Source organism: Streptacidiphilus sp. MAP12-16, from assembly GCF_041262165.1.
Classification (GTDB): Bacteria; Actinomycetota; Actinomycetes; order Streptomycetales; family Streptomycetaceae; genus Streptacidiphilus.
This window is the reverse complement of sequence record NZ_JBGCBY010000004.1, coordinates 325,442-338,101: the sequence shown is the minus strand read 5'-3', so window position 1 is coordinate 338,101 and position 12,660 is coordinate 325,442. Positions and strand designations below refer to the sequence as shown.

At 62.8% G+C, this 12,660-nt stretch carries 8 protein-coding genes and 1 pseudogene; 5 read left to right on the top strand and 4 right to left on the bottom strand.

The annotated features are described in order from the left end of the window. Positions 1-12 precede the first annotated feature (12 nt). The 3 genes from ABIA33_RS07140 to ABIA33_RS07130 all read left to right on the top strand — a co-directional run bounded on the left by ABIA33_RS07140 (position 13) and on the right by ABIA33_RS07130 (position 5,932). Positions 13-1,134, top strand: a complete 1,122-nt coding sequence (locus ABIA33_RS07140) for a restriction endonuclease subunit S (protein ID WP_370078288.1) — start codon at positions 13-15, stop codon at positions 1,132-1,134. Next, the gene (locus ABIA33_RS07135; RefSeq protein WP_370078286.1) at positions 1,131-4,286 is read left to right on the top strand and encodes a type I restriction endonuclease subunit R; all 3,156 of its coding nucleotides are present in this window, start codon (positions 1,131-1,133) and stop codon (positions 4,284-4,286) included. The genes ABIA33_RS07140 and ABIA33_RS07135 overlap by 4 nt, the downstream gene beginning before the upstream one ends. A gap of 68 nt (positions 4,287-4,354) precedes the next feature. Next, positions 4,355-5,932: a protein kinase gene (locus ABIA33_RS07130; protein WP_370078284.1), complete on the top strand. Its 1,578-nt coding sequence runs from the start codon at positions 4,355-4,357 to the stop codon at positions 5,930-5,932. A 114-nt stretch (positions 5,933-6,046) separates the two neighbouring features. On the opposite strand, the gene ABIA33_RS07125 is transcribed toward ABIA33_RS07130, so the two are convergent. Continuing rightward, positions 6,047-6,340 carry a hypothetical protein gene (locus ABIA33_RS07125; RefSeq protein ID WP_370078283.1) on the bottom strand — a complete coding sequence of 98 codons (294 nt, stop codon included), beginning with the start codon at positions 6,338-6,340 and terminating at the stop codon, positions 6,047-6,049. A 108-nt stretch (positions 6,341-6,448) separates the two neighbouring features. Here ABIA33_RS07125 and ABIA33_RS07120 point away from each other — a divergent pair, with 108 nt between their 5' ends. Both ABIA33_RS07120 and ABIA33_RS07115 read left to right on the top strand, forming a co-directional pair. Further along, entirely contained in the window at positions 6,449-6,910 is a 462-nt protein-coding gene (locus tag ABIA33_RS07120) for a hypothetical protein (protein ID WP_370078281.1), read from the top strand. A gap of 223 nt (positions 6,911-7,133) precedes the next feature. Next, positions 7,134-7,286, top strand: a complete 153-nt coding sequence (locus ABIA33_RS07115; RefSeq protein ID WP_370078279.1) for a hypothetical protein — start codon at positions 7,134-7,136, stop codon at positions 7,284-7,286. A 154-nt stretch (positions 7,287-7,440) separates the two neighbouring features. On the opposite strand, the gene ABIA33_RS07110 is transcribed toward ABIA33_RS07115, so the two are convergent. The 3 genes and pseudogenes from ABIA33_RS07110 to ABIA33_RS07100 form a co-directional block, all read right to left on the bottom strand. Next, on the bottom strand, positions 7,441-10,077 hold the full coding sequence (locus tag ABIA33_RS07110; protein ID WP_370078277.1) for an NB-ARC domain-containing protein: 2,637 nt from the start codon (positions 10,075-10,077) through the stop codon (positions 7,441-7,443). 686 nt (positions 10,078-10,763) lie between these two features. Further along, complete coding sequence (locus ABIA33_RS07105; protein WP_370078275.1) at positions 10,764-12,206, bottom strand: IS1380 family transposase; 1,443 nt, start codon at positions 12,204-12,206, stop codon at positions 10,764-10,766. Positions 12,207-12,350: 144 nt separating this feature from the next. Next, positions 12,351-12,533, bottom strand: a pseudogene (locus ABIA33_RS07100) (IS701 family transposase); the annotation flags it as partial. Positions 12,534-12,660 lie beyond the last annotated feature (127 nt).

The window sequence follows — 12,660 nt, the reverse complement described above, 5'->3', positions numbered from 1 at the left end:
CCACTCATGGCCGTGTCAATCCACCACGGAGTAGTCCGACGGGACACTCTCACCGAGGACCTGCCGCGCGCCGAGGACCTTAGCAACTACAAGATTTGCGAACCCGGCGACATCGTATTGAACCGAATGCGAGCATTTCAAGGCGCTATCGGAATTAGCCCACAGCAAGGATTGGTCAGCCCTGACTATCTGGTACTCCGACCCGGGCCAGGCGTTGACGCCCGCTACTTGCACCATCTGTTTCGCTCCGCTTGGTTCGTCGGAGAGATGGTATCCCGTCTCCGCGGCATCGGAAATACGGAGAGCGGTGCGGTGCGGACCCCCCGTATCAATCCAGAAGATCTCGGCGACATTACTGCCCCACTCCCGCCTCTCGACGAACAGCGCCGCATCGCCGACTTCCTCGACGCCGAGACGGCCCGGATCGATTTCATCCTCGAAGCGCGGAGGCGTCAGATCGACGTACTCAATCAACGCCAATCGCTCTTCGAGCGCAATGCCATTGCGGGGGGTTTCAGTGCGACGGCGGTCGATTCAGGGCTCCCCTGGATTGGCAAGATTGATCGCCAAACCACACTCGTACCGCTTCAGCGGATTGCGACACTCCAGCGTGGCGTCGACCTCACCGACGAGCAGCGGCGACCGGGGAAAATTCCTGTCGTCACCACTGCTGGCATCAATGGTTTTCATGATCGGAGGATCGCCCTGGGGCCTGGAGTGGTCGTTGGACGCTACGGTTCCGCCGGCTCGGTGCATTGGATCGAGCAAGACTATTGGCCGCACAATACTACGCTGTACGTCAAGAACTTCAACGGAAATATTCCCAAGTACTGCTTTTATGTACTGCGAAATATTCCATACGAGATGGAGCAGGCTCGATCCGCTGTTCCTGGCATCAATCGCAATGATATCCACAAGAGAATCATGCCCCTGCTCCCCCTGGATAGTCAGGGAGAAGCCGTGACTCAGATCGACTCCTACGTAGCTCGAACGGATGCTTCGATTGCAGCTATCCGCGACGGAATGAACGTTCTCGCCGAGCGCCGCCAAGCCCTAATCACCGCCGCCGTAACCGGCCAGCTTGACGTCACCACCGCCCGCTCCTCGCTCCCGTCTGGAGGTGCGTCCGTATGATCACCGCCCCGCTCTCCGAGCTGGCTTTCGAGGCTCGCGTCGAGGCCGAGCTGATACTGCACGGCTGGTCCCCCGCCAAAGGCACGTTCAGCGCCGATCTCGGCCTGGACCCCGACGAGATGCACGGCTTCGTCACCGACACCCAGCCTGCCGCCTGGGACCGCCTCGTTACCTTCTACGGTGGCGACGCCCCCACCGCCCAGCGCCAGTTCGCGCAGCGCGTCGCCTCCGAGATCGATGCCCGCGGCGTCCTCGACGTCCTGCGCCAGGGCGTCCGTGACAGGGGTGTGCAGATCGACCTGGCGTACTTCCGCCCCGGCCACACCCTCGCCGCTGACGCACTCGCCGAATACAACCTGAACCGCCTGACCGTCGCCCGACAGCTCCGCTACAGTGCCCGCAACCCGCGCCTGTCGCTCGACGTGGCCCTGTTTCTCAACGGACTCCCGGTCGCCACCGTCGAGTTGAAGAACCCCAGCACCGGCCAGAACGCCGACGAGGCCATCGCCCAGTACCGGGGCCGCGACGCCAACGAGCTCTTCTTCGCCAGGCGCGCCCTGGTGCACTTCGCCGTGGACCCGGACCGGGCGTTCATCGCCACCCGCCTGCGCGGCGCCGAGACCCAGTTCCTGCCCTTCAATGTCGGCTCCAACGGTCCTGGCAAGTCCGGTGAAGCCGGAAACCCCGCCGCCAAGGAGGGCTCCTACAGCGTCGCCTATCTCTGGGAGACGATCTGGCAGCGCGACAACTGGCTGGAGATCCTGTACCGATTCGTCCACGTGAAGGCACCTGACAAACGGGGCGCGAAGGAGAATCCGCACACCGCGCCCCGGATCTTCCCCCGTTACCACCAGTGGCACGCCGTCCAGGAGATGGTGGCGCACGCCCAGCAGAACGGCGCTGGCCATAACTACCTGATCGAGCACTCGGCCGGCTCGGGCAAGTCCAACACTCTGGCCTGGCTAGCGCACCGCCTCTCCAACCTCTTCGACGCCGACAACCAGCCGGTGTTCCATAAGATCGTCGTGATCACCGACCGCACCGTCCTCGACCGGCAGCTCCAGCGCACGATCTACCAGTTCGACCACACCCCCGGCGTGGTCAAGAAGATCGATGAGGACTCGACCCAGCTGGCGTCCTCCCTCGGCGGCGCCACCGCGAAGATCGTCATCAGCACCCTGCAGATGTACCCCTTCGTGCTGCAGAAGATCGCCGCCATGGGGCTGAACGGAAAGCGCTATGCCGTCATCATCGACGAGGCCCACTCCTCCCAGGGCGGCGAGTCCGCCGTCCAGCTCAAGCAGGTGCTCGGCTCGAGGGCGACCCCACGCGAGGAGGACGAGGACGACGCCACGTATCTGACCCGGGTCCGCGGCAAGCAGCCCAACCTCTCTTACTTCGCCTTCACCGCCACCCCCACCTCCGCGACGCTCAAGCTGTTCGGCCGGCATGAACCGGAGCGGATCAACCCGCGCACCGGCAAGCCGGGCATGTACGCTCCTTTCCACGTCTACTCGATGCGGCAGGCCATCGACGAGGGCTACATCTTCGACGTCCTCGCCAACTACCTGACCTACGACACCAAGTGGCGACTGCGCAATCTCGCCGTCGACCAGGCCGAATCACAGATCGCAAATCCCGAGGTCGACGCTGCCAAGGCCAAGGCGAAGCTGGTCCGCTATGCCGAGCAGCATCCGAAGTCGCTGGAGCAGAAGGCGAAGCTGATCGTCGATGACTTCCGGGAGAACATCGTCGGGCGGCTCGGCGGCCGGGCCAGGGCGATGGTGGTCACCACCAGCCGCCAGCACGCGCTGGACCTGTACCAGGCAATCCGCACCTATGTGGCGCTGCGCGGGTTCACTGACTGCGGCGTCCTGGTCGCCTTCTCCGGGCAGTTGAAGGACGAGGCGGGCCTGGAGTTCACTGAGTCCCAGCTCAACGGATTCCCCGAGAGCCAGCTGCCGGACCGCTTCGGCTACACCAAGGCCGACGACCCGCAGGCAGCCGCCCGCAACCAGGACGAATACCGGCTGCTGGTCGTCGCCGAGAAGTACCAGACCGGCTTCGATCAGCCCCTGCTGTGCGCGATGTACGTGGACAAGCCGTTGACCGGCGTCGCCGCCGTCCAGACCCTGTCCCGCCTCAACCGCATCCATCCTCTCAAGTCCCAGGACGACGTCCATGTCCTGGACTTCGTCAACACAGCCGCCGACATCCAGGAAGCTTTCGCCAACTGGTTCGAGACGACCATCACCGAGGAGACCGACCCGAACCTGCTCTACGACAAGCAGCGCGAGGTGATGAACTACCAGTTGCTGATCGCCTCGGAGATGGAGGCGTTCATCCGGGTCCTGGCGACCGCCGCGCCCGGGCGCATGCCAGAAGCCGCCGAACGCAAGCTCCATGCCGAGCTGCACGAATACCTCAAACCCGCCCTCGACCGCTTCGATGCGCTCGACTCGGACGACGAGCGCGAGGGCTTCCGCAAAGCGCTGACCGAGTACGTACGCGCTTACAGCCTGATCGCGCAGATCGTCGACTGGGGCGACCGCGACCTGGAACGGCTCTACCAGTTCGGCCGGGTCCTGCTGATCCGGCTGCCAGGCCGCCCCTCCATGTCCGTGGACATAGGGGACGCGGATCTGAGTCACTTCCGCCTGGAGTTCACCGGACGGCACAACGTCTCCCTATCGGCCGTTGGGGACCGCGATGTACGCGGCCACGCCGCAGATGGCGGCGGCTACCGCGAGCCCGAAGTACGGCCCCTCTCAGAGGTTATCGAGGACCTGAACGAGCGCTTCGGCCTCGATCTGGACACCGCCGACCAGATCCTGGTCTACCAGCAGGTCGTCGGCCTGGTCCAGGACACCAATATGCAACAGATCGCACTGATGAACGACGAGGGCCGGTTCGGGCAAGTCGCCGACGACCGGCTGGACGACATCGTCGCGGAGAACGCCGAGCGCAACACCGCGTTCATGAAGCTGTACTTCGACAACGGCGAGTTCCAGAAGGCCATCAAGGAGGCCGCCCGCAAGCGCGCCTACCGCATCATCACCGAACCCGCCCGGGACGAGGCCCTGGCCCGACTACGCGCGGAGATGCGCCGGGAGACGGGCGGCACAGCCGACAGAAGCGCGATCAGCGAATGAGCACGTCCACCGCAACCAGCCATGGCAGGGTTGGGCCAAGAGCAGTGGTCTCCGGGTAGGGGTGGAGCGTGGACGACTCAACGGGGCAGCCGGCCGAGGCACGGCTGATCACCGGGCGCTACCGGGTGGACGGCCTGCTCGGCAAGGGCGGCATGAGCGAGGTGTACTACGGCTATGACGAGCGGCTGGACCGGCCCGTCGCGGTCAAGCTGCTGCAGCAGCCCTCCCCCGGCTCCATCCCAGCTGCCCCGGACAGCCCGGAAGCCGTCGAGATCCTCGACGCCCTGGACCGCGACCGGAAGCGCTTCCTGCGCGAGATCCGCACCACCGCCCAGCTGGAGCACCCCGGCACGCCGGCCGTCTACGACACTGGCGTGGAGACCCTTTCCGACGGCAGCCCCCAGCTGTGGCTGATCATGCAGCTCTTGCGCGGCTCGACACTGGAAGCAGCGATCCTCCGCGCCGACTACGACGCAGCACCGCCCACCATTGCCTGGGCGGTCTCGATCGCGGCACAGATCGCAGCTGTCCTGACCGATGTGCACCGGGTCGACATCGTTCACCGTGATATCAAGCCTGCCAATGTGATGCTCGTCGACGGCGGCCTGGTGAAGGTACTCGACTTCGGCATCGCGATCCTTCGCGGCGCCGGAGCCCTTCCCCGGCTCACCCAAGTCGACCGCACCGTCGGCACCCCCGCGTACATGTCGCCAGAGCAGTGTCTCGGCAAATCCGTCACCTCCGCCTCGGACGTCTACTCGCTCGGCTGCCTGCTGCACGAGCTGCTCACCGGCGAAGTCCCCTTCCACGCCTCGACCGGCATGCCACTGCGCGCTCACCACCTGCAGTCAACCCCTCCCTCCGTCCTGACGCTGCGTACCGACGCACCCGCGGCAGTGGCTGCCCTGGTGGCCGCGATGCTGGCCAAGGACCCGGCAGCACGGCCCTCAGCAGAGAATGTCTACGCGGCGCTCCTCCCGTTGGCGTCCGCGCCGGCCGTACCGGAAAACAGCGACGAGAGCCGCGACCCGACCCTTCCGTTCCGACGGCCGCTTCTGGCACCGCCCAAGCGCCGCAATCGCGCCACCGGTCGACCCCGCCTCACCGACGAGGAGGCCGACCAGCTGCAATCCAACGTCCGGGTGCTCCTGGAGAACGACCGCCCGTCCGAGGCGATCAGCCTGCTTGAGGACGGCTTGGAACGAGCGTCCCATGACCCGTTCCTCGAACTGAGGCTCCGCCACTTCCTCGGAGCGACGCTCTTCCACGCCGGGGAGTTCTCACGCGCCGCCCCGCTGTTCGACGTCGCAGGACGTGACTACCGCAAGCACATGCCCCCGACGGACCCGTTCGTCCTCGACTGCTCCTACTACGCCGGACACGCCTACGCCGAAATGGGCAAACCGGACAAGGCCCTCCCTCACCTTCGTTTCTACGTACAGAACGCCGACGGCTCGACAGACGACGAAAGCGCCAAGATCCGTGAGTCCCGCTTCGTTATCGCCCAGATGTTCGCCACTGCCGGACGTCCCGACGAGGCCCTGGCCGAGCTGAAGGCAGTCCGCCTCCTCCTGGCCGCAGCCTTCGGATCTGCATCGACCCAGGTCCGCAACCTGGACAAGCAGATCTCTCGGCTTTCAAACTGATGTGGTGTCATATCTTGGGCTATCTAGGGCGCAGCCTGCGATGAACGCCATCCCGATCAGGCGGCGTCCCCCTGGGCGGCATGGCGGCGTCGAATTTCGACAAGTTTGACGTCATCATCCCTGGTGATCCGGTCGATCGCCGACCAGAACGTCCACCCGCGGTCCGTGAGCTTCTGGAGCGCTTGGGTCGGAGCCGTTGACCTTGTGCCTAACGGCCACCGCAGCCGTAGAAACGCTCGTGTAGACGCAGTCGAAGAGGCAAATGGAGCCGTCTGAGCGGAGTTCGGCCTCGTGTGCCTTGCCCTTGTAGGGGGAGCGCAGGCGGTCCCCGGCATGCAGGCGACCCGTCAGGCTGTAGGCCCAATGCTCGTCGTAGTGATCAGCAAGATCCGCGTAGTGGTCGCCCATGTCCCGACCCACCGCTGCCCCCGATCCCTTGGACGTCCGCCGACAACCGCTCACCCAGGCTACCCGCTGACCACGTGCCAACACCCCGCCCGCGGTGGGCCATTGGCCATGCCACCGCTCGAATCAGCCCTCATCGATGGTGATGACAGTTGCGCTGCAATCGCCGCGTTGCGTCACATCGACCGTGAGCCTTCCGCGGGCATTGCCTTCCGGGAGGTCGTCGTCAGCAACACCATGGGCGGCAACCTGGGCAAGACGAACGACCTGTGGGCCGCGAGCCAGTCACTGGTGCCCGGCCAGTCGGTCTCCACCATCGCCTGGGTCGGCTACGACGCACCGCAGAGCATCGTGCCCGATGCGATCTCCCGCAGCTACGTCGAGACCTTCCGATATAAGCCGCCCGACGCCACGGTGGCCCGGCAACCAACCGCTGACCTTCAGGCGGCGATCGGCCAGGCCACAAGGGTTGAACGGCTCGTGATGAGAGAAGGCTGGTGCTATGGACTGGACGGCACCTGTGAGTACAGCTCTTGGTGCGGTGATCGGATTGGGATCTTCGTTCCTCGTTGATCGGTCCCGATGGCGCAGGGATCGTGAGCAGAATAAGCGAAATAACCTGCGGTTTGTGTATGCGGCTTTTCTGCAAGCCACCGCAGAGGCTAGTGAGGTTCTTTGGAACATAAGCCATGGCAACGACAGCGGCGAGACTGCTCAAATACGGGCAAAAACCGCGCCCCGGGACAGTAGTGTCCTGTCTCGTCGCTTCGAACTCTCATTGGTGGCGGACGATGAGATGAGCGCTTCGACTAGCCAGTTGATCAAGCTGTTGATCGACTATCGCGATGCAGTGGGTCGGGGCCACGACCACGAGGAAGTCCGCCGCCCGCGGAAGGAATTCAACGAGGAGCGCGAGCGCCTAATAGGTGTGATGCGGGAGACCCTCTGAGTTGGCACTAGTGTGTCCACGCTCTGGCGTACAGCTGTGCTCCCCATGTCGCCATCGCATTGCGCATCCTGGATCTCGTCTATCGGTCCACATCATGGAAAGCGGGGCCCGCAGATCGCCGCGCCGGGCGGCCAGCCAGCCTCTCGGCCATCATCTATGGTGCCTCTGGCATTTCACTCAAGCTCTGATTTAGCTTTACGAGGTGAGGATTGGTGGGTTCGCGCTGGAGTCCTTGTTTTACAACTTCACTAGCTCTTGCGGTATTCTTCGAATAAACGTAGAGCCAGGCAAGCAGACCCAGATCTGTGGGTGTAGCTTCGGCGAACCTGCTTTCCATAAGGCGAATCAGGTTCGAGATCGACACGCTCCGAGCCTCAGGATCCCACTGCAAAGCCTGACTGCGTTGTGCATGAGCGAAGCTGCTCGCGGCATTGGCGATCTCAGAATATTCAACTTCCGGAATTTCCGCGAGCATAATTCGAGCATTCAACTCCGCGACGACGTCCACTAGTCGCCTATTTATGTAGATCAGTTTGCGCCAAGCTGCAATGCTTTCGCTGTCCTTTTCCAGGAATCTCTGTATGCTTTCACGGGCTTTGGTCAAGTCATCTCGATCTGAACTCTCCAAGTAGAAATCGGCGATTCTAATCCATGCGTCAGCATACTGCTCGGCCACGTATTCCAGGGCTCGCATTTGCGAGCTATAATCTTGCCTATTCATGCGACGTGAGGCAATGACCCGAATCATGCGCTCAATTCTAGGTGCCATTCCGCGCGTTACGTCGATCACTTGCATTGGCCCGAACTGCTGAATAAGTTCAGTGTCCGCCAGTACTGAAGACCTAAACGGGCTAAGTTTGAGCTTGCTCTGCCCAAATACACTAGCAGTCATCGGAGTTCTGAGAAATTGCGTGCCTTCGTTATCGGTCAAAACCTCGATCATCGAGTAGCGTTCAAGCTGACTCAGTGCATCACTTACATCAATAGTCTCGTTCTGGGGTCGAATCAGGGCCGCTTCGAGGGCCAAGCGCGGAACGAGCGAGCGCCAGTTGCTCAAGGTGAGAAACACACGTTGCGCTGCCGGAGTCAGAAGGCCGAAAGAGCGCTCAAATAGGGCGCGAAGAGAATCCTCCTTGTTCAAAAACAACCGCCCAACGGGAATGGCCTTACCTTCCCGTTGGGTATCGCCAAGAAGGATCTTCGCGAAATAGGGATGCCCGTCTGTTTCCTCGTAGAGCGACTCGACGTACCCACTAGTTATCAGGCTCTCGATGCCCAGTTTTCGCGAATTTGTCATGACGAGATTCTCGAACTCGCCGCGCTTCAGACCGCGAATCTCGACAGGGAAGTCTGCTTTGAAGTCACGCATGCGAGTCGTGATCAAGACTTTGTTAGGACACCGCACGTAGGAGTCTATGAATTGGTACAACTCCATTGGATGGGATGCTGTCTCGAAATTGTCAAAGACCAGCAGAATGCGCTTGTCCGCACTATACTCTGAAAGGCTGGCGGCCAAGTACTCCGTTGGCTTAAAGCCCTTAATCTTCGCCGAGCTAGGCCGCATCAGGTCCGCGAATTGCTTGGAAATATCATCCTTTGAAAGCACGGCAGGTCGCACCTGCTTTGGGCCATTGGCCAAGAGATCAATGTCCCGGGAGCTAAACCAAAGAATAGCGAAGTAGTTCCCGTCTTGAGCCAGCCGATGGAGAACCTCGAGCGCTAGGGATGTTTTGCCTATGCCCCCTCGGCCTACGAGTGTGACTATCGGATGGCGGTCATCCTTGAGCAATGAGAGCACTTCGCTCTCGAGATCCGGCCTCTCGATGTAGTCTGGGACCGATGGCGGGATATTTGCGAATGACTCTCCCTCGACCTCCAGATTGGGTAGGCCCTCCGTTTCGCTTGATGGCAGAGCTTCGGGCGGCGTCTGATATGCCTGGGCACTTTCGCGTTGTCGCGTATCTGAAATATATGAGAGCATTTCAAATGTTGCTTCGCCCTGTGCCGTACTTGACTTGTAGCCACCGTTGGCCAGGTAGAAGTCTTGGATGTCGACGTCGCTCGATACGAGGGGCACGCGCATTAGCTTTTTATCAATTGCCACGTATACCCCGTTTTGGTATACGTGTTCCTTTTCGTTTTTCAGGTACGCAAAATCCGAGGCATCGCCGGAAATGACGGAGATGCGATACTTTCCCGAGATGTTCCTGTGAAGATACATCCATGGCATATGGAATGCTGTGCATCCCGTGAGTAGCGACAGAATCGACTCTTCGAGTAGTGGGGCCGCTGCGGAGCACTTGCTCGCTGTAATGGCACCATGGCCACGGGTTCTATTGCGCAGGGTAGTGAAAGCTCTAACCCACCATTGCAGGTTGGACTTACGTGGTACCTCTTCTAGGCTTGAGTCTATAAGCTGGGACGCACTGCTTAGAGTCTCAATTGCCACTCTCTGCCACGCTGCGTCACTTAGCTGAAAGTTTTCTGTAAACTCGCGGATAAGGCCACGCGCCTCCGGAGCGATGTATGCATTTGCCGGGCCGACAAGAACTTCCGTGAGTGCGCGGGACCAGTCGCCGATGCCATCGCTGCGCGCTAGTTGATACTCGATCTTGTAACGCTGTCGATCTCTATCGTTTTCGACGCATGCGAGAATTGTCGAAGTCATCAACTTGAGGGCAAGCTCACCGAGGAGCATCAGATCGTGGAAATAGGCGATATCCGAATCAAGCTTGCTCTGCTCTACGCGGTCCCACATGCGATCGAGAATCTTGGAGTTGAACGATGCCACTTATTCCACCCCTCAGAGGGACTTTCGCAGATGACTATAGAGTTGGCCGCGCCAATCGCTCTCGGAGCCCCAGGTGGCCCCCTCAATGATCGGGCACGGCAGTTGAACGGGTGTCCGGTTGCAAGGGATCGCTCGCTGCCATCGATTGATCGCGCGCAACCTCCTTAGAATCAGCGCCACGCTGAGCGGCCCGAATCATACAATGGAGTGTCAAAGTGAGTGACGTCTAAGCCAGTTGATGTCAACCCGCGAGTCGATTCTGACAGGCTGGCGCGGCTCAGGATACCCACTGGTGATCGATCACGGACCCGATCTCCAACATCCCGAACAGAGGTGCTGGCCTCCTGCTGAGACAGGCGGGTGATTATCGGCCTGCTTCAGCAGAACACGCACCCTCAGGCCACCTGGCTGTCCCCGCCCCGTCGTCGCAGGTCAGCGGTATAACGGAGACAGGGGGACAGGTGGGACCCCGTCAGCTCGCCCAGGTATGGGTGGTGAGGTGATCCAGTCTCGATCGTTCACGACAGTCGCCGGTTGATCTTGTGCCCGTGATGTCGCTTCTGTCCTTCCCGTCGGGCTTCGCCGGGTAGGTGTGCGCGTCGGCTGTCGCGCCGGTGGCGCCGGCTTCCACGGGCCGGTGTGCTGCGGGTGCCTCCTCCCGGCGGCGTCGGGACGATGGTGGGTGGTCAGGTCGGGCGGGGCAGGGCCCACAGGCGACGGAATGCTTCGACGATCTCGTTCGCCCAGGGCCAGCTGGCGGGGATCTTCAGGCGCCGGCGGCGCTGGCCGCGCACGAGGACGGCGGGGACGTGCAGGAAGCGGTAGCGCAGGGTCTTGGGCACAGCTTTGGCCATCTCGCCGGTGCAGGCCAGGAGTTGGAGCCAGCAGCGCAGGTCACAGGCGAGCGCGGTGACGGCGAGCCAGGCCTGGTTGATGCGCATCCAGCGGGAGGGAAACCGGTTCAGGCTCTCGGCCTTGCCATCGCGGATCTTGGACTCGACCCGGGCGTGACTCCTGTGCCGGCAATCGAGCCAGGCGGCCTGGTGACCAGCGGTGTTGGTGGCGAAGGCCTGCAGGCGGACGTTGTAGTTCTTCTCGTACGCGGAGGCGTCTTTCGCGTAGCGCGGGTGCAGGGGTTCGCGCCGCACGAAGACCCGGTGGCACTTCGGCCAGGCGGCCAGGTCGCCGAGCAGGCCGGTGATCTCGGCGACCTGGGCATCGGCGCGCGCGGTGCCCTCGGCGTCCACGGCGGCCTGCCACACGCTGCGGCCCTGCTTGTTCTCTTCCTTCTCCAGCTTGTCCAGGGCCTGGAAGGCGTCCATCTCGCGGTCGGTGAAGGCCCAGCCGGTGGAGTACTCCCAGCGGTAGGAGGGGTGCACGCGGCCGCCCGCGGCGGCGATCCAGGCCAGCAGGCCGGTGGAGAACCCGGCTCCGTCGACGCGGAAGAGGATCTTCTTGCGGTGCTGCCAGGGAAGCCCTGCGACGGCGGCTTCGAGGACGGCGATGTTGTCGCTCGTATGATTGGCGCCGGCGTTTCCGGGCCGCAGCTGCTGGGCGAGCAGCTCGCCAGTGTTGTCGCAGTAGGCCAAGATCGGGCACAGGCTGTAGACACCCTTCTTGTAGGCGCCCGCGCAGCCCTCCTTCTCCGATCCGCAGGCCACCGGGGTCGCGTCGGAGTCGATGACGGTCCAGCCCTCAAGTGCGCGAGCGTCCACGGTGATCCACGGAAAGCCCTCGTCGCGGGCCGCGAGCAGGCCCCACACCCGGCGCCGTACCTTCGCCCGCGCCAGCGCGATCCGTTTGAGCTGCAGCTCGCCGACCTCGTTCAGGGTCCGCCACACGGTGGGCACGGAGGCGACGGGGCCGAGCACTTCGCGCTGGTGCTCCAGCACCGCGATATCGCTGATGGCCACGGCTCCCAGCACGATCGCGCAGGCCAGGTCGCTGAGCACGGAGCCGCGCGGGTGCCGCGGACGGAAGCCCGGCCGGCGCATCGCGTGGTCGAGCTCGGTCCCCAGGCCGACCCGGTCGGCGAGCAACTGCAGGTGCACTCCGCCCGCGTGCCCGATCTGGTTCCTGCCGTCGGCCGACATGACCAGGCCGGCAAGACGTCCACTACTCTTGCGCACGGAAACGGTGCCCCCATCAAGTGCATGATCTTTGACTCGACATCACGGATCATCGCAGGTAGGGGCACCGTCTCTGCTTCCGGGTGACACTCAGTCACCATCCTTCAGGCCGCCATGAAAGACCGAGGCCAGATTGGAGCGCGCTGCCGGATGATCCGCGTAGTCCCTGCTCACGACGGCGGCTGCGGTGACGGCCAGGAAGGTGTGGGTGAACATGGCGAGGGTGACCCACCGATGCCAGGAGATCCAGCGGCGGACCTGGTGCTCGTCCACGCCGGCCAAGCCCTTGCCGACGCCCATGACCCTGAGCGGAGCGGTGAGGGGGAGGTGGACACGGCGGGCAGAGATCAATCATCGCGATGCATGATTGCGCCACGCGACCACGTGGGGATCCGCATCGATGCCCATAGGTAGCTTGGCCCACCGGCCCGGACGTGCCGAGATCACCTGCATC